Raw genomic sequence first — 17,415 nt, 5'->3', positions numbered from 1 at the left:
CCTTAGGTTGTTCTAAAAATTAATTCGCAATTTTACAGCGCTTGCATCACCAACTTATCGCCCTGAAGGCTGATTTGCGCGGCTTTGCCAGCCACATCCGCAGGCAGCGGTGCATCCCCGCTGGTGCGGTAGGTGCCAGCAATCGAGATCAACTCGGCCTCAAGGCACGATGTGAAGATGCGTGCTTGTTCGTCGCCGCGTGCGCCTGCAATGGCTTTGCCACGCAGCGGTGCGTAGACGTGAATGTGGCCATCGGCCATGATTTCCGCACCTGGGTTGACCATGGCCAGCACAATCAGATCGCGGCCTTTGGCATACACGTGTTGGCCTGAGCGCAGGGGCTTGTCGATGACCATGGCCGCGCCGCTGCCGGTTTGCACTTCGCGCACCACTTCCACCTCGCGAATCACTTCTTGCACCACGGTTTCAACGCGAGGGGCCGCAGGGGCTTGAATGCTCAAGTCGCTCGCTTCAAACAAGCCCGCTTTGCGTGCATTAGCTAATTGGTGTTCATTTGCGCCGCGCACGGCCACTGGCAACATTTGGTGCGTGCGCAGCATCAGGCAAACCGAAGGGAGATCAAGCTGGTTGTTGGGGTCTTCCAGCACGCTCAAGTCGATGACGACCGGGTCGTTGTCGAAGAAGCCGGGGGTGGCGCCCAAGCGACGGGCCATATCGGCTTGCAAGGCTGATGTGTCAGAGGTTTTGAGGAGAAAAGACACCAAGGGCAAGGAGGCACTTTTGATTTCGTAGGCGTGTGGCGCAGCAGCTTGGCTCATGGAACTTGCAGGAAAAATAAAACCTGAACTTTACACGGCAAGGGTATTGATACCTCGGTAAACTTTTTGATATGCATTCATCGACCTTTTATCGCGTGCTTTTCGTGCCTTTTGCGCTAAGCGCTACGGCTGTTTGGGCTCAACAAGCAGCGGCACCAGCAACAGATATGGGGCGCATTGAAGTCACCAGTGGCCGTGACAACGACACGCAACAGCGCCGTGAGTCAACCGCTAGCAAAATCGTGATTGGTCGGGAAGAAATCGAACGTCAAGGCGACGCCAATCTGGGCGAAATTTTGAAGCGCATGCCTGGCATCACCTTGGGGGGCGCTCCTGGACGGGGCGGCGGCATTCGCATGCGTGGCTTGAGTCAGGGTTACACACAAATCTTGCTCGATGGCCAGCGTGTGCCGCCAGGTTTCTCGGTGGAGTCACTCACGCCAGAGATGATTGAGCGCATCGAAATTTACCGCGCCCCCACGGCCGAAACAGGTGCGCAAGCGATTGCAGGCACCATCAACATCATCACGCGTGAAGGCCGCAAAGGCATGCCCACCGAGTTGAAAGTGGGCTCTTCGTTTCAAGGCGGTTATGCATCGCCCACCGCCTCGTTGGTGAAGTACCACGACGCGGAACAGTGGACAGCAAATTACACACTGTCGGTCAATCGCTATGCGGCGCCGGACCACAGTGAAAACGAGTTGACGCGTGATGAGATTCCAGTTGCGGGTGGCAATACAACGCAGCATCGCTATACGAACCGTTCACGTATCAGCGACAGCCATTACGCGCGTGAGGGGTTGAATGCCACCGCGCGGTTGCAGCTCAAAGGCGATCCGGGCGAGACCTTTACCCTGATGCCATTTGTCGCACTGTCGCAAGGCAGCACAGCTGGCAGCATTTACGCGAACCAAACTTCAACAGGCTACTTGCCGCTAACCAACGGCAGCACCACAGCGAGTACGGGCAACGACAACCACTTTGCTGTTGCGCGTCTCAATGGGCAATGGCGCCGCAAGCTTTCAGCAGATAGCAATATGGAGTGGAAGTTCAATGTGGGCGGATGGAATAGCCACAACGAATTTCAACAAACCTCTGGCAACCTTTTGTTATTGCCAAGTGCGACCGAAAATTCGCATGTGCAAGACCGATCGGCCAACTTGAGCGGTAAGTACACGAATGTGATGGGCGGTGGCCATCAGTGGGTGAGTGGTGCAGAGATGGAGTCGGTGCGCCGTACGCAGGAAGTAGTGGGAGCCTATCAAACCATTCCAGGCAGTGCAGATTACAAAGCTAGCTCTATGCGTTATGCCATGTATTCGCAAGACGAGTGGCAACTCACGCCACATTGGGCGACGCATGCGGGTGCACGCTACGAAGGTTTGACCACACAGGGCAACACAGCAACAGGTGATGTGACCAACCACAACGGTGTGTTCACGCCCTTGCTTCACGCCATGTGGCGCCCCGCCCCTGATAGTCGTGATCAAGTCCGCATGAGCCTCACCCGCAGCTTTAAAACACCCACTATGCCCTCTTTGTTGGCGCGTCGGACCTACACGCGCGATGACAACAGCGCCACCAACCCTGACGTCTCGGGTAATCCCGATCTCAAGCCAGAAATCGCCACAGGTTTGGACGTTGCTGTTGAGCGCTACTTACCGCAAGGTGGGGTGTTGAGTGCAAGTGCATTTCATCGCCGTGTGCAGAACTTGATTCGCAACGTCACCACGTATGGCCCCGTGCCCGGTGTGCCAGGCATGTCGCGCTGGTTGTCCAGCCCACAAAACATCAGCGAAGCCATCACCGAAGGCGTCGAGTTAGAAGCCAAGTTTCGCATGGACCAATGGGTCGCAGATGCCCCACATGTGGACCTGCGCAGCAATGTGAGTTTTTACCGTTCACGTGTACTGAGCATTGATGGCCCCAATAACCGGCTTGACCAGCAACCCGACATGACGGCTAACCTAGGCGCTGACTACCGACTCAAAGCCGTGCCACTGACTGTTGGCGGTAACCTCAATTACAACCCCGGCTACACCACGCGTTTAAGCGCGGAGCAGTTGACAACAATTTCGCAAAAGCGCGTGATGGATGTGTATGGTTTGTGGCGTGTCGATGGCAGCACGGCATGGCGCTTGACCTTGAGCAACCTCAATCCACGCAACTACAACACGGGCAGTGTGTACAGCAGTGCTGGCGTTGTTGAAAACAGCAGCACCCAAAACCGCAGCTGGACCAATGTGCAAATTCTTCTCGAGAAAAAACTATGACGCAACGCGACGGCGCTTGGTATGACCGCATGTACAACAACCGCGCCTTGGTGCCTAAACATGCAGCGCACTTTACCTATTGGCGCGAAGCGTCGGCGCAGGTACGTGCCACGCAGCGTTGCTTTCAAGACGTGGCCTATGGCCGTGGTTTGAATGAAACCTTGGATATTTTTCCCAGCGATACGGCCAATGAAAAAGCTCCCGTGGTGGTGTTCATTCACGGTGGCTTCTGGCGTGCATTAGACAAGTCTGACCATTCGTTCATCGCGCCAACTTTCACCGCACAAGGTGCGCATGTGGTGGTGCCCAACTATGCCTTGTGCCCCGCGGTGACGGTGTCTGACATTGCCCTGCAAATGGTCAAGTGCGTGGCTTGGGTGTGGCGCAACATCCATCGCTTCGGGGGGGACCCCAGCCGCATCACCTTGATGGGGCACTCTGCGGGAGGGCAGTTGGTCGCTCTGCTGTTGGCTTGCGATTGGCCCGCCTATGCGGCTGATTTACCGCCACACTTGGTGATCAAAGCTTTGTCGATTTCAGGTTTGTACGAGTTGGAGTCGGTGCGCGCGACGCCCTACCTCAAAGACAGCTTGCGTTTGACCGAGCAAGAGGCGGTACGAAACAGCCCCGCATGGATGCCTGCGCCCCAACAAGCCACTCTTTACAGCGTGGTCGGTGGCATTGAGAGCGAAGAGTTCTTGCGGCACAACCTCTTGATTCAACAGTCGTGGGGCAAAGATCGTGTGCCCGTGGCCGAAGCTTTAGACGGCTTGCAGCACTTCAGCATCGTTGAAGCGTTGACGCAACCCGGCCACCGTTTGCACACGCTGGCGCTCGAGTTGTTGAACAAGTAAAACGCGTCAACACCAAGCTGCGTAACCGCAATAAAAAAAGCCTGTCATGCATGAAGCAGACAGACTTTTTTATTGGCCGAAATGTGAGGTTTACATCAACAGATGTTCGCCTGCGTTGTCGCCGCCCAAGATGACGTAGTTCACCTTGCGTATGTCCATCAGCTTGGTGCCGCCGGCATAGCTGATCGAGCTTTGCACGTCTTGCTCCATCTCGATGAGCGTGTTGGCCAACTTACCTTTGACAGGCTCCAAAATGCGCTTGCCTTCCACGTGCTTGTATTCGCCTTTGTTGAAGTCAGAGGCTGAGCCGTAATACTCTTTGAACAACTCGCCGTTGACTTCCACTGTCTTGCCGGGCGACTCTTCGTGGCCAGCAAACAGTGAGCCAATCATCACCATGCTCGCGCCAAAGCGGATGCTCTTGGCGATGTCGCCGTGGCTGCGAATGCCGCCGTCGGCAATGATGGGCTTGGTCGCCACGCGGGCGCACCACTTGAGCGCTGACAACTGCCAGCCGCCTGTGCCAAAACCAGTCTTGAGCTTGGTGATACACACCTTGCCAGGGCCCACGCCCACTTTGGTCGCATCAGCACCCCAGTTTTCGAGGTCGATCACGGCTTCAGGCGTGGCCACGTTGCCCGCGATCACAAAGCTGTTTGGCAACTTGGCCTTGATGTAGCCAATCATGTCGCGCACGCTGTCGGCGTGGCCGTGGGCAATGTCGATGGTGATGTATTCAGGCGTTAAACCAGCCGCAGCCAAAGTGTCTACGGTGGCGCGGTCTGGGGCTTTCACGCCCAAAGAGATCGACGCGTACACACCCTTGGCGTGCATGTCTTTCACGAATTGGACATTGTCCAAATCGAAGCGGTGCATCACGTAGAAGTAGTTGTTTTGCGCCATCCACAAGCAGATGGTTTCATCCACCACGGTTTTCATGTTGGCGGGGACAACTGGCAAGCGAAACTTGCGGCCACCGAGTTCAACACCTGCATCGCATTCAGAGCGGCTTTCCACGCGGCACTTGCGTGGCAGCAACAAGATGTTGTCGTAATCAAAAATTTCCATATTCCCAAGCTCCAGAAAGTAACGTTCGAAGATTGAGCGCTTGGCTTGGCCGGTTTTTTCAGGTGCAAAGTGCAGGCATAAAAAAACCGAGCGCAAGAATCTTGGGCCCGGTGGCTGATTCTAAACCCTAAAATTGACGGATGCATTTTTCACCCGATACCTCGCCCTTGCTCCAAGGCCTCAACAACGAACAAGCGGCGGCGGTCACGTTGCCTCAGGCGCACGCGCTGATTTTGGCGGGCGCGGGTTCGGGCAAGACGCGGGTGCTGACCACGCGCATCGCGTGGCTCATGCAAACCGGGCAGGTGTCGCCGGGCGGCATCTTGGCGGTCACGTTTACCAACAAGGCTGCCAAAGAAATGCTCACGCGTTTGTCGGCCATGTTGCCTGTGAGTGTGCGCGGCATGTGGGTGGGCACCTTTCACGGTCTGTGCAACCGCTTTTTGCGGGCCCACTGGAAGCTGGCCAACTTGCCCCAGTCTTTTCAAATCTTGGACACCCAAGACCAGCTCAGCGCCATCAAGCGTTTGAGCAAACAGTTCAATGTGGATGACGAGCGTTTTCCACCCAAAGAAACCATGCGCTTCATCGCCGGTTGCAAAGAGGACGGCTTGCGTCCCAAAGACGTGGTGGCCCGCGACCCAGACGACCGCAAACGTGTGGAGCTCTACGAGCTGTACGAAGCCCAATGCCAACGCGAAGGTGTGGTGGACTTTGGTGAACTCATGCTGCGCTCTTACGAGCTGCTGCGCGACAACGACTCGCTGCGCGAGCACTACCGCCGCCGCTTTCAACACATCTTGGTGGACGAATTTCAAGACACCAACAAGCTGCAATACGCCTGGCTCAAGCAACTCGCTGGCCCAGTGGACCAAGGCGGCGGTGCCATCTTGGCTGTGGGCGACGATGACCAAAGCATTTACGCCTTCCGTGGCGCACGCGTGGGCAACATGGCCGACTTTGTGCGCGAGTACAAGGTTGAACACCAAATCAAGCTCGAGCAAAACTATCGCAGCTTCAGCAACATCTTGGACAGTGCCAACCATCTGATCAGCCACAACAAAGGCCGCTTGGGTAAAAACCTGCACACCACGCAGGGCGCAGGCGAGCCTGTGCGTGTGTATGAATCCCCCACCGACTTTGCCGAGGCGCAATGGATGGTGGAGGAGATGAAGCAACTCTTGCGTGATGGCAAAAATGATGTGGGTGATCGTGGCGCTGGCGCAAATGGTGTGCAGCACCGCAGCGAAATTGCGGTGCTCTACCGCAGCAACGCACAAAGCCGCGTGATCGAAACCGCACTGTTCAACGCAGGCATGCCGTACCGCGTGTACGGTGGTTTGCGCTTCTTCGAGCGCGCTGAAATCAAACACGCTTTGGCTTATTTGCGTTTGTTAGAAAACCCACGCGACGACACCAGCTTCATGCGTGTGGTCAACTTCCCGCCGCGTGGTATTGGCGCGCGCAGCATCGAACAGCTGCAAGACGCCTCGCGTGCCATGGGCTGCGCCATGAGCGACGCCGTCACGGCCGTGGCGGGCAAAGCCGGTGCCAACCTCAGTGCCTTTGTGGCCAAGATTGATGTGCTGCGCGAGCAAACACAGGGGCAAAATCTGCGCCAAATCATTGAGCTGTTGCTTGACCACTCAGGCTTGATCACCCACTACCAAGGTGAGCGCGAAGGCCAAGACCGCATTGAAAACTTGCAGGAATTGGTCAACGCTGCCGAGAGCTTTGTCACGCAAGAAGGCTTTGGCCGCGATGCTGTGGCCTTGCCGATTGACGAGCACGGTCAGCCTTTGGCGACAGACACAAACGCGATGCCGAGCGAAGGCGAACTCACACGCCAAGCTGCACCCCAAACCATGATCAACGCCGACACCGGCGAAACCTTGTCGCCCTTGGCAGCCTTCCTCACGCATGCCGCGTTGGAGTCGGGCGACAACCAAGCGCAAGCGGGTCAAGACGCCATTCAGCTCATGACGGTACATGCCTCGAAGGGCTTGGAGTTTGATTGCGTGTTCATCACAGGCATGGAAGAGGGCTTGTTCCCCCACGAAAACTCGATGAACGACTTTGACGGCCTGGAAGAAGAACGCCGCCTCATGTATGTGGCTATCACACGTGCGCGTAAGCGTTTGTACCTGAGCCATTCGCAAACCCGCATGTTGCATGGCCAAACGCGCTACAACTTGAAAAGTCGTTTCTTCGAAGAGCTGCCAGAGCACACGATGAAGTGGATCACGCCTGCGCGTTCAGCCTTTGCCTATGCCATGCCTTCGCGCCGCGATGCATGGCAGAACAACAACGGCTGGCAAAACAACGCATGGGGTGGCGGTGCGGCTACAGCCGTGGCTCCCAAGCCTGTACCTCAACGTGCAGCCCCTGTGACCAGTGGTCCTAACGCATGGGTGCGCAGCGGTGTGCAGGTGTTCCACGCCAAGTTTGGCGAGGGTGCGGTGATCAGCATTGAAGGTTTAGGCGACGATGCACGTGCGCAAGTGAACTTCCCGCGTCACGGCACCAAGTGGCTGGCGCTGAGTGTGGCCAAGCTCACACAGGTGTGACGCACCTTACGCGTAAATCACGTCAGACGTGAAGCAGTCTTTGAAGCTGTAATACGTCGAGCAAAAAAACATTGCCGCCAGCATCAACATGGCGGGTAGCAAGGCCATGGCGGCAAAGTCGTTGTCGCCAAATGCGCCAGAGAGCAGTGTGATGGCCAAGGTGGTGCCCAAGAAGATGAAGGACCACATGAGTCCAAACACCAAAAAGGCGCGCCAGTTGCTTAAGCAGGCCACGGTGCTGAAGAACATGCTTTTCACCACAGGGACAGCGTGCCAATGTGTCAGTGCGGGCGCATGCCAAAACACCATCGACAAAGGCAAATACAACATGAGCGAGAGCCACATGGCATTTTGAAACTCGGGCTTCATCAAGGTGTCCATCTCCAGCGAGCCGCCGACCAAGTACAACTTGGCAAAGTCACCGCCGTCGACCAGTGCGGACAAACCCATCACGCCGATGAAGCCCAAGGCGTAGCAAACGCCCAGCACCAACATGTTGCGTTTGCCGTCTTTACCCGTTGTGAAGCCTGCGGCCAAGATAAAAGGCATGGGGAATTTACCCAACTCCACCTCGCGTGTGGCGGCCATCAATCCCAGCGAAGCAGCGGGCAACAGCATCAAAGCCAAAAAACCGCCCAGCACCGGCACGATAGAGAGGATGGACATGCTGGCCATGAACATGAAGAACAAGCCGCTGAGTGCGAGGGGCTGCTTCCAAAAAGCGCGAATGCCTTGGCGCACCCAGAGTGAGCCAGTTTTTGCGGGGACGACGTTGAGTTTCATAGATCAGAGTGTGACAGGGTGTGCCACACGTTGGCGCAACACACGCTCAAAGTGTGTCGGGTCGTGGGGTTGCAACATGCTGGCTTCGCGCGGCAGGTGGAAGTCCCACAGGCGCGAGGTCCAAAAACGCAAAGCGCCCGCACGCAACATGGGGTTGAGCAGTTGGCGCTCAGCTGGTGTGAAAGGGCGCACGGCTTGATAAGCGTCAATGAATGCCTTGGCTTTGGCCGCATCGTGCGTGCCATCGACGTGGGTGATGCACCAGTCGTTCAAACACACGGCCACGTCAAACAGCCAGGTGTCCACGCCTGCAAAGTAAAAGTCGAAGAAGCCACTCAGCTCGGGGGCTTCTTGGCTGCCATCAAACATCACGTTGTCGCGGAACAGGTCAGCGTGGATGGGGCCACGGGGCAGGGCGGCGTAAGCCGATGACGCGGCTGTGTGGTTTTGATAAGCCAGCTCGGTTTGAATGAGCGCGGCTTGCGATGCGTCCAAATACGGCAGCACCACTGGCACGGTGTCGTTCCACCAAGGCAGGCCGCGCAAGTTGGGTTGCTGGCGGTTGTAGTCACGGCCAGCCAAGTGCATGCGGGCCAGCATGTCGCCCACAGCGGCGCAGTGGGCAGCGGTGGGTGCTAGCTCGCTTTTGCCACGCAAGCGGTTGACCACCGCAGCAGGCTTGCCTTCCACGGTGAGCAAGATGTCGCCGTCTTGGTTAGACATGGGGTCTGGCACAGGAATGCCGCCTTGTGCCAAGTGTTTCATCAGGTACAGATAAAACGGCAGCTGCTCGTGCGTGAGGCGCTCAAACAGCGTGAGCACGTATTGGCCTTCGGTGCTGGTGAGAAAGTAATTGGTGTTCTCAATGCCGCCTTGGATGCCTTTGAGTTCGACCAACTCGCCAAGCTTGAGTTGGGACAGCAGTTCTTGCGCGGAGGACTCTGAAACTTCGGTGAAAACTGCCATGACTGCCAAGGGGTTAAAAAGTTCGCACATTGTAGTTGGGGGGGCTTTGCTTCTTTTGCTGGGCTCGCTTGGACGTTGAGGGATGAGCGGGTTCCTCATGCTGGGGTACCAGAAATCGTCACCCGCTCATCCCTCAACCCCCAAGACTACGGCCTGCAGTGTTGTGGCTCCGCTGTCGCGATTGCCACATCAGTTCCTACGAGCGGCAGTCGTGTTTGCGTTGCGTGGCAATGTGCCAAAGGCACGAGCCATGCAGAAGGCGTGCCAAAACCTATGCCGTAGTCTGGGCGTGGCTGGTGGGCGTCGCCATGATTTCTGGTACGCCAGCATGAAGCAGCGACGCCCACCAGTCGCGTCCAGCGAGCCCAGCAACAAAGCACAAAGGCAACACAACAACCCACGGCACAATCAACAGTTATGAGTGAATCCAAAACATTGCTGCTGGTCGACGGCTCCAGCTACCTCTACCGCGCCTTCCATGCCATGCCCGACTTGCGCGCTGTACCCGGTGACCCAACGAGCGCCGCCACAGGCGCCATTCGCGGCATGATCAACATGATGCAAGCCCTGCGCAAAGAGGTGCCCACCCAGTTGGCCGCTTGCGTGTTTGACGCCAAAGGCCCCACTTTCCGCGACGAGATGTACCCCGCGTACAAAGCCAACCGCTCGCCCATGCCTGATGACTTGCGCTCGCAAATCGAGCCCATTCACGCCATGGTGCGCATGTTGGGTTGGACCGTGCTCGATGTGCCTGGCGTTGAGGCCGATGACGTGATTGCCACCTTGGCCGTGACCGCTGCCAAGCAAGGCGTGACGGTGGTGGTGTCGAGCGGTGACAAAGACTTGAGCCAACTGGTGAACGAACACATCACCATCATGGACACCATGAACGGCAAGAAGCGCGACGTGGCGGGTGTGACTGCCGAGTTTGGCGTACCGCCTTCGCTGATGATTGACTACCAAACCTTGGTGGGCGACACGGTGGACAACGTGCCAGGTGTGCAAAAGGTCGGCCCCAAGACCGCCGCCAAGTGGCTGATGGAATATGGCTCGCTCGACAACTTGATGCAAAACGCCAGCGCCATCAAAGGCGTGGCGGGCGAGAACTTGCGTCAAGCGGTTGAATGGCTGCCCACGGGCCGCCAGCTGGTGACCATGAAAACCGATTGCGATTTGTCGGCCTATGTGCCGGGTTTGCCCGCGCTGGATACGCTGCACTTGGCTGAGCCCGACAAGCTTGCACTCAAAACCTTTTATGAGACCTATGGCTTCAAGGGCTTGGCCCGCGCCATCAGCGAGGGCACTGATTCAAGCAGTTCAGCAGGACGCGCATCAGGCGCTGCTGCCAAGCCAAAGTTTGAGCCCAACCCCGGCCTGTTTGACGAACCCGAGCCCACGGTCTCGCAAGTGAGCGACAAAGCGTACGACTGCGTGTTGACGTGGGAGGCGTTTGACACCTGGCTGGCCAAACTACAAGCTGCAGAGCTGGTGGCGTTTGACACCGAGACTACCTCACTCGACGCCATGCGCGCTAAGATTGTGGGCTTGAGTTTTTCAATGAAGCCGGGTGAGGCTTGTTACATCCCGCTTACCCACAGCTACGGCGATGCGCCCACCCAATTGCCCATCGACGAGGTGCTGGCCAAGCTCAAACCGTGGTTTGAAAACCCAGCCATTCACAAGGTGGGTCAGCACATCAAATACGACCGCCATGTCATGGCCAACCACGGCATTGAGGTGAAGGGCTACGCGCACGACACCATGCTGCAAAGCTATGTGCTGGAAGTGCACAAGCCCCACGGCTTGGCCAGCTTGGCCGAGCGCCATGTGGGCCGCAAAGGGTTGAACTACGAAGACCTGTGCGGCAAAGGCGCGCACCAAATTCCGTTCTCGCAAGTGGACGTGGCTCGTGCCACCGAATACTCGTGCGAAGACTCCGACATGACGCTGGACGTGCACCACGTGTTGTGGCCGCGTTTGCAAGCCGACGACAAACTGCGCTTTATCTACCAACTGGAAATTGACAGCAGCGAAGCGCTGTACCGCATCGAGCGCAACGGCGTGTTGATTGACGCGCCCACCTTGGCCGCACAAAGCCACGCGCTGGGCCAACGCATTGTGCAGTTGGAAAACGAGTCGTACGAAATTGCGGGCCAGCCGTTTAACTTGGCCAGCCCTAAGCAACTGGGCGAAATCTTCTTCGACAAACTGGGCTTGCCCGTCATCAAAAAAACCGCCACGGGCGCACGCAGCACCGACGAAGAAGTGCTGGAGAAATTAGCCGAAGACTATCCGTTGCCCGCCAAGATTTTGGAGCATCGGTCTTTGAGCAAGCTCAAAGGCACCTACACCGACAAGCTGGCGCTGATGGCTTTGCCACGCACAGGCCGCGTGCACACGCACTACGCGCAAGCCGTGGCGGTAACGGGTCGCCTGTCTAGCAACGACCCCAACTTGCAGAACATCCCGATTCGCACTGCCGAAGGCCGCAAAGTGCGCGAAGCATTTGTGGCCCCTGCGGGCTGCGTGATTGCCAGCGCCGACTACAGCCAGATCGAGCTGCGCATCATGGCGCACATCAGTGGCGACGAGGCCTTGGTGAAAGCCTTTCACGAAGGTTTAGACGTGCACCGCGCCACCGCCGCTGAAGTGTTTGGCGTGGCCGTGGGCGACGTGAGCACCGAGCAACGCCGCTATGCCAAGGTCATTAACTTTGGCCTCATCTACGGCATGAGCGCCTTTGGTTTGGCCAAGGCGCTGGGCATCGACAACACCGCGGCCAAGAACTACATCACCCGCTACTTTGAACGCTTCGCGGGCGTGAAGCGCTACATGGACGACACACGCGAACAAGCCAAAGCACAAGGTTATGTTGAAACCGTGTTTGGCCGCCGCTTGTACTTGCCCGAAATCAACAGCCCCAACGGCCCACGCCGCGCAGGCGCAGAGCGCGCCGCCATCAACGCGCCCATGCAGGGCACAGCCGCCGACCTCATCAAGATGAGCATGGTGGCCGTGCAAAAAGCCATTGACCAACAACAGCGCGAAACCAAAGTCATCATGCAAGTGCACGATGAACTGGTGTTTGAAGTGCCCGAGTCAGAAGTGGAATGGGTGCGCACCGAAGTGCCACGCTTGATGGCTGACGTGGCTCAGCTCAAAGTACCTCTGCTGGCAGAGGTCGGTGTGGGACCCAACTGGGACAAGGCGCACTAAAGCTTTGTAGAAAACAGCACCATGCTCAGCCTCGATCAGTTACTCGCCTTCTTGTTGGCTGCCAGCCTCATCACCCTATCGCCCGGCCCCGACAACCTGATGGTGCTCAGCCTCGGCATGTCGCGTGGCCGCAAGCAGGGCATGGCGTTTGGTTTGGGGTGTGCGTTGGGTTGTTTAAGCCACACACTGTTGGCGGTGGTGGGGGTTAGCTCTTTGCTGGTGGCATCGCCTGTGGCGTTTGCGGCTTTGCGCATGGGGGGCGGCGCATATTTGTTTTGGTTGGGTGTGCAGGCTTTGCGTAGCCGGGGTGGGGCTAACGTACCTGTCAACTCCTCCGATGCCCCTGATCAGTCGGCCCTGCAACTTCTTTGGCGCGGTGTGTTTGCCAATGCCATCAACCCCAAAGTGATGTTGTTCTTCTTGGCCTTCTTGCCGCAGTTTGTGGCATCTGATCGCGGCGAGGTGCCTTGGCAGTTGGCGCAGCTGGGTGTGGCGTTTACCGTGCAAGCGGCGTTGCTGTTTGGTTTGCTGGGCTACTTTGCGGGCACTGTGGGGCAGTGGTTTGCGCGCTGGCCGCTGGTGGCATTGTGGTTTGATCGCTTGGCTGGTGTTATTTTCTGTGGCCTTGGCGCCCGTTTGATTTTTATTTCTTAGGCCTCGTCGGTCGATGTGTCGTGCCACACCACTTGGCGGGCCAGCCTGATAAAACGCTCTTGTTCGGCTTGGTTCAGGGGTTGAAGAATGTCTGCTTGCAACTCATGCACGATGGGCTGCAGTGCCAAATAAATTTTGTTGCCCTTGGCCGTCAATGACAGCTCGCGCGATCTGCGGTCTTGCTCGCTCACCACACGGCGCACCCAGCCCTTGGTGTCTAAACGTTCAATCACACCGCCAATGGTGGCGCGGTCGTAGCCAATGATTTCTGCCACGCTGGCTTGGTCCACGCCAGGGTTGCTCGCGATGGCGTCAAGCGCTGCGTATTGAACCGAGGTCAGGTCATAACCCGCCGCTTGTGTGCGCTGCGCAAAGAGTTGGGTGGATTGCTGGTGCAGGCGACGTATCAAGTGCCCCGCCATGTCATGCATGACCATGCCTGTGTTTTCCTGAAATATTTAATTTGGTAATGATACATACCCTCTTGACGGAAATTAGTAAGTACAGTTATCATTTGTTCGGTGCCGAAATTTCGGTGTTTTTTCAATTGCTGGAGACAAGACATGCAGTTATACAAAAATGGATTTAGAGGCGGTAACCCTGACATCAAGCCAGCCGCGCCCAACCGACGTAACCGCGGTATCAACGAACCCTTGCCTGAAAAAGTGGATGTGCTGATTTCTGGCACCGGGCCAGCAGGCTTGTGCTTGGCTGCTCAGTTGTCTCAGTTCCCAGATATCGAAACGATGATTACCGAGCGCATGCCCAGCAACATCATCAAGGGCAAGGCCGACGGCATCAACACACGCACCATGGAAATGTTCCAAGCGTTTGGGTTTGCCGACAAGGTCAAGCGCGAAACCTATTGGGTCAACCAAACTGCGTTTTGGATGCCCGACCCCAAAAATCCAGAGCACATCAAACGCGTGGGCCGCGTGCAAGACGTGGCTGATGACAGCTCGGAAATGCCGCACATCTTGATCAACCAAGCGCGACTGCATGAGTTGTTTTTGGAGGTGATGAAAAATTCTCCCTCACGACTCGAGCCCGACTACAGCTGGGAAGTGGTGGGTTTAACGATCGATCCCACCACCGACGACCACCCTGTGACCGTGACCCTGCGTGACGACAGCGGCGTGAACTGGGGCGCTACACGCACTGTGCGCGCCAACTACGTGGTGGGCTGCGATGGTGCGCACTCGGCCGTTCGCAAAGCGATTGGCGGCGAGTTGCACGGCGATGCCGCGCACCAAGCGTGGGGGGTGATGGACATTTTGGCCAACACCGATTTCCCTGATGTGCGCCAGAAGTGTTTGATCTCTTCTGCCAACGAAGGCAACGTGCTCATCTTGCCGCGCGAAGGTGGCTATGTGTTCCGCATGTATGTCGAGCTTGACAAGCTCAAACCTGACGAAAAAGCCGCACATCGCAAGTTCACCCAAGACGACATGATTGCGGCGGCCAACCGCATCATCAAGCCGTACGCGATTGACGTGAAGGAAGTGGTCTGGTGGTCGATTTACGACATTGGCCACAGCATCACCGACCGATTTGACGATGTGCCCGAGGGCGTGGACCGCGACCCACGTGTGTTCACTGCAGGCGATGCGTGTCATACCCATTCACCCAAAGCGGGGCAGGGCATGAACGTGTCCATGCAAGACACCTTCAACCTTGGTTGGAAACTGGTGCATGTGTTGCAAGGGCGCGCTAAACCAAGTTTGCTGCGAAGCTATTCCAAAGAGCGTTTGACCGAAGCCAAACGGTTGGTAGAGACCGATCACAAATGGTCACGCGTGATGTCGGCACCGACCACGCAGGCGGAACGTGATGGCACGGAAGAGCCACGCATCATTCGTCAGTTCAAAGACAACTTAGAGTTCACCGGCGGCACCGCCGTGAAGTACGACACGTCTTATCTGTTCGCCGCCAGCACGCACCAGGCCTTGGCCAAAGGCGAAGAGATTGGCCGCCGTTTTCACTCAGCGCCTGTGGTGCGTGTGTCAGACGCCAAGCAAATGCAGCTGGGCCATGTGGCAGAGGCCGATGCACGCTGGCGCATCTACGCGTTTGCTGCGCAATCAGACAGCTCAAACCCAGGCTCAGCCATTCACAAACTGGCAGACTGGCTAGAAACCAATCCCAACTCGCCTATCGTCAAGCACACGCGCAAGGGTGAGGACATTGACACGGTGATTGATTTCCGTGCTGTGTTCCAACAAACCTTTGACCAGCTGGCCTACGAAAACATGCCTTCTCTGCTGAAGCCAAAAACGGGCAAGCTGGGTTTGCAAGACCACGAGAAAGTGTTTTGCGTGGACCACAAGGGTGTGGGCGACATCTTCGACATGCGTGGCATCAATCGCGACAAGGGCTGCATGGTCGTGGTTCGTCCCGATCAGTATGTGGCGCACGTTTTGCCGCTGGATGGATTTGATGAATTGGCGGCTTATTTCGCGGGTGTCTTCCGATAATCTGTGTGCTTGATCAACCTATGCCCAGCCCTGACAAAGTCAGGTCGCTGGGCATAGGTATTTCGCGCGAGATAATCAGCCCATGACCTTGATCTCAATTCTTGTTGGCACCTTAGTCGCTGGTATGGGCAGTGTGTGGCTGGCTGCCTTGTTGGCTTATGCACTGCTGTCGCGTTTTACCCAGCATTTGTTGAGTCTTGCGGCGGGTGCTTTGTTGGCAACGGCGTTCACACGCTTGTTGCCAGAGGCGTTTGAGTTATCTGTGGAGGCGGGCGTTTCGGCGCATGCTTTATTTGTGGCACTGCTGGTGGGCTTGGTGTTTTTCTTTTTGCTCGACAAAGCCGAGCTGTGGCACCACGGGCATGAGCACGGGCAAGACCATGCACACGGCCATGCGCATGAACACGACCACAGCGAACATGTACACCACACACACGACCACCATCACGGTCACAGTCATAGCCACCAAAGCGGTGGTTGGGCGGTGTTGTTGGGTGACAGCGTGCACGCGTTTGGCGATGGTATTTTGATTGCGGCTGCTTTTGTGGCTGACCCACGTTTGGGTATTGCCGCAGCTTTGGCTGTGATGGCCCATGAGGTGCCGCACCATGTGGGCGACTTGGTGGTGTTGCGCCAAACGCTCAACGACCCACGCGCTGCGTTGTTCAAACTCACGCTGGCCGGTGGCGTGACGGCAATTGGTGGTGTGATGGGCTATTTGCTCGTGGGCGCGTTGCACGAGTACTTGCCATTTTTCTTGGTGGTGGCTGCCAGCAGCTTTATTTATGTCGCGCTGGCAGATTTGATTCCACAACTGCAAAAGCGCCTCTCACCCAAAGAGACGGCGGCCCAAGTGACTTGGCTGTTTGCAGGCATTGCCCTCGTCGCCGCTTTAGGCGAGTGGGCGCAGCACTAGGTTCAAGATTTTTCGCAGGGCAGGCCGGGCGTGTTGCACCACTCGCTCCAGCTGCCCGCATACAAGGCTGTGCGCCCTAAGCCCGCTACTTCCATGGCCAGCACATTGGGCACAGCGCTCACGCCGCTGCCGCAGTGGTGCACCACTGTTTCGGGTTTAGCGCTGCCGATCAAGGCTGTGAATTCAGTACGTAATTCATCCGCACTTTTGAAAAAACCATCGGCGTTGAGGTTGGTGTTGAACGGACGGTTCAATGCGCCTGGGATGTGGCCGGCCACAGGATCGAGTGGCTCCACTTCGCCGCGGTAGCGCGGTGCACCGCGTGCATCGATGAGGGTTTGCGTGCCATCGTTCAGATGTCCAGAAACGGCAGCGGTCGTGACCAACTTCACCAAAGGTTCGCGCAATGCAAAGTTGCCTGGCGCGTGCGCCGCTTCTGCGCCAGACGCCAGCGCGCCGCTTGCGTTCATCCAGGCTTTCAAGCCGCCATCCAGCACAGCCACTGCGTCGTGGCCGCACCACTTGAGCATCCACCACAAGCGACCGCAGTAGTTCATGCCGTTGCGGTCGTACACCACCACTTGGGTGTCTTGGTTCACGCCCACGCTTTGTAACCATGCCGCGAAAACTTCGCGTTGGGGAAGTGGATGCCGTCCCCCGTTGACTCGCAGTGCAGGATCATGTGTGGCGAGGTGTTTGTCTAAATCTGCGTGTTGTGCACCCGCGATGTGTTGTTCTACATACTGGGCATAGCCCGCAGCTGGGTTCATCAAATCAAAGGTGCAGTCCAAGACCAAGAGCGGTACGCCGCTGGTTTGCATGCTTTGAAGTTGGGTGACAGAAATGAGGGTGGTGAACATGGTGA

General features: G+C 57.0%; 13 protein-coding genes. 7 read left to right on the top strand and 6 right to left on the bottom strand.

Translation table 11 applies throughout. From position 1 onward, the window contains the following. Positions 1–32: 32 nt before the first annotated feature. Positions 33–779: a septum site-determining protein MinC gene (gene minC / locus QMG15_RS09035; RefSeq protein WP_281788332.1), complete on the bottom strand. Its 747-nt coding sequence runs from the start codon at positions 777–779 to the stop codon at positions 33–35. Between the two features lie 167 nt (positions 780–946). Here minC and QMG15_RS09030 point away from each other — a divergent pair, with 167 nt between their 5' ends. After that, a complete protein-coding gene (locus QMG15_RS09030; RefSeq protein WP_281788331.1) occupies positions 947–3,052 on the top strand; it encodes a TonB-dependent receptor in 2,106 nt (701 codons plus the stop codon). Beyond that, positions 3,049–3,906, top strand: coding sequence for an alpha/beta hydrolase (locus tag QMG15_RS09025; protein ID WP_281788330.1), 858 nt, complete (start codon positions 3,049–3,051; stop codon positions 3,904–3,906). Before QMG15_RS09030 ends, QMG15_RS09025 begins: the two co-directional genes overlap by 4 nt. Positions 3,907–3,996: 90 nt before the next feature. Here QMG15_RS09025 and QMG15_RS09020 read toward each other — a convergent pair whose 3' ends face one another. Then, positions 3,997–4,974, bottom strand: a complete 978-nt coding sequence (locus QMG15_RS09020) for a GMP reductase (protein ID WP_281788329.1) — start codon at positions 4,972–4,974, stop codon at positions 3,997–3,999. 140 nt (positions 4,975–5,114) lie between these two features. On the opposite strand from QMG15_RS09020, the gene QMG15_RS09015 reads away from it, so the two are divergent. Further along, positions 5,115–7,541, top strand: a complete 2,427-nt coding sequence (locus QMG15_RS09015) for a UvrD-helicase domain-containing protein (RefSeq protein ID WP_281788328.1) — start codon at positions 5,115–5,117, stop codon at positions 7,539–7,541. 6 nt (positions 7,542–7,547) lie between these two features. Here QMG15_RS09015 and QMG15_RS09010 read toward each other — a convergent pair whose 3' ends face one another. Both QMG15_RS09010 and QMG15_RS09005 read right to left on the bottom strand, forming a co-directional pair. Beyond that, complete coding sequence (locus QMG15_RS09010; protein ID WP_281788327.1) at positions 7,548–8,324, bottom strand: BPSS1780 family membrane protein; 777 nt, start codon at positions 8,322–8,324, stop codon at positions 7,548–7,550. A 3-nt stretch (positions 8,325–8,327) separates the two neighbouring features. Further along, positions 8,328–9,290 carry a homoserine kinase gene (locus tag QMG15_RS09005; RefSeq protein WP_281788326.1) on the bottom strand — a complete coding sequence of 321 codons (963 nt, stop codon included), beginning with the start codon at positions 9,288–9,290 and terminating at the stop codon, positions 8,328–8,330. Between the two features lie 417 nt (positions 9,291–9,707). Between QMG15_RS09005 and polA the strand changes: the two genes are divergently transcribed. Together polA and QMG15_RS08995 are read left to right on the top strand one after the other, a co-directional pair. Next, positions 9,708–12,506, top strand: a complete 2,799-nt coding sequence (gene polA / locus QMG15_RS09000; protein WP_281788325.1) for a DNA polymerase I — start codon at positions 9,708–9,710, stop codon at positions 12,504–12,506. 21 nt (positions 12,507–12,527) lie between these two features. Then, the gene (locus QMG15_RS08995; RefSeq protein WP_108357881.1) at positions 12,528–13,160 is read left to right on the top strand and encodes a LysE family translocator; all 633 of its coding nucleotides are present in this window, start codon (positions 12,528–12,530) and stop codon (positions 13,158–13,160) included. Here the strand turns inward: QMG15_RS08995 and QMG15_RS08990 are convergent. Next, positions 13,157–13,597 carry a MarR family transcriptional regulator gene (locus tag QMG15_RS08990; RefSeq protein WP_281788324.1) on the bottom strand — a complete coding sequence of 147 codons (441 nt, stop codon included), beginning with the start codon at positions 13,595–13,597 and terminating at the stop codon, positions 13,157–13,159. The two genes, QMG15_RS08995 and QMG15_RS08990, sit on opposite strands and share 4 nt — an antisense overlap. Positions 13,598–13,723: 126 nt before the next feature. Between QMG15_RS08990 and QMG15_RS08985 the strand changes: the two genes are divergently transcribed. After that, positions 13,724–15,634 (top strand): FAD-dependent monooxygenase, encoded by a 1,911-nt coding sequence (locus QMG15_RS08985; RefSeq protein ID WP_281788323.1) that lies wholly within the window; start codon positions 13,724–13,726, stop codon positions 15,632–15,634. Between the two features lie 82 nt (positions 15,635–15,716). Further along, positions 15,717–16,550 (top strand): ZIP family metal transporter, encoded by an 834-nt coding sequence (locus QMG15_RS08980; protein WP_281788322.1) that lies wholly within the window; start codon positions 15,717–15,719, stop codon positions 16,548–16,550. A gap of 2 nt (positions 16,551–16,552) precedes the next feature. On the opposite strand, the gene QMG15_RS08975 is transcribed toward QMG15_RS08980, so the two are convergent. Further along, the gene (locus QMG15_RS08975; RefSeq protein ID WP_281788321.1) at positions 16,553–17,410 is read right to left on the bottom strand and encodes a sulfurtransferase; all 858 of its coding nucleotides are present in this window, start codon (positions 17,408–17,410) and stop codon (positions 16,553–16,555) included. Between the last annotated feature and the right edge of the window lie 5 nt (positions 17,411–17,415).

Origin of the sequence: Limnohabitans sp. INBF002, from assembly GCF_027924905.1 — a bacterium.
In the GTDB taxonomy this organism is placed as follows: domain Bacteria; phylum Pseudomonadota; class Gammaproteobacteria; order Burkholderiales; family Burkholderiaceae_C; genus Limnohabitans.
Note: the sequence above shows the minus strand (reverse complement) of the source record. Positions and strands in the feature narration are given on the sequence as shown.

Excerpts from the sequence above, each read along its gene's own strand:
- minC (WP_281788332.1), bottom strand. The coding sequence starts at position 779 with ATGAGCCAAGCTGCTGCGCCACACGCCTACGAAATCAAAAGTGCCTCC.
- QMG15_RS09030 (WP_281788331.1), top strand. The coding sequence starts at position 947 with ATGGGGCGCATTGAAGTCACCAGTGGCCGTGACAACGACACGCAACAG.
- QMG15_RS09025 (WP_281788330.1), top strand. The coding sequence starts at position 3,049 with ATGACGCAACGCGACGGCGCTTGGTATGACCGCATGTACAACAACCGC.
- QMG15_RS09020 (WP_281788329.1), bottom strand. The coding sequence starts at position 4,974 with ATGGAAATTTTTGATTACGACAACATCTTGTTGCTGCCACGCAAGTGC.
- QMG15_RS09015 (WP_281788328.1), top strand. The coding sequence starts at position 5,115 with ATGCATTTTTCACCCGATACCTCGCCCTTGCTCCAAGGCCTCAACAAC.
- QMG15_RS09010 (WP_281788327.1), bottom strand. The coding sequence starts at position 8,324 with ATGAAACTCAACGTCGTCCCCGCAAAAACTGGCTCACTCTGGGTGCGC.
- QMG15_RS09005 (WP_281788326.1), bottom strand. The coding sequence starts at position 9,290 with ATGGCAGTTTTCACCGAAGTTTCAGAGTCCTCCGCGCAAGAACTGCTG.
- polA (WP_281788325.1), top strand. The coding sequence starts at position 9,708 with ATGAGTGAATCCAAAACATTGCTGCTGGTCGACGGCTCCAGCTACCTC.
- QMG15_RS08995 (WP_108357881.1), top strand. The coding sequence starts at position 12,528 with ATGCTCAGCCTCGATCAGTTACTCGCCTTCTTGTTGGCTGCCAGCCTC.
- QMG15_RS08990 (WP_281788324.1), bottom strand. The coding sequence starts at position 13,597 with ATGGTCATGCATGACATGGCGGGGCACTTGATACGTCGCCTGCACCAG.
- QMG15_RS08985 (WP_281788323.1), top strand. The coding sequence starts at position 13,724 with ATGCAGTTATACAAAAATGGATTTAGAGGCGGTAACCCTGACATCAAG.
- QMG15_RS08980 (WP_281788322.1), top strand. The coding sequence starts at position 15,717 with ATGACCTTGATCTCAATTCTTGTTGGCACCTTAGTCGCTGGTATGGGC.
- QMG15_RS08975 (WP_281788321.1), bottom strand. The coding sequence starts at position 17,410 with ATGTTCACCACCCTCATTTCTGTCACCCAACTTCAAAGCATGCAAACC.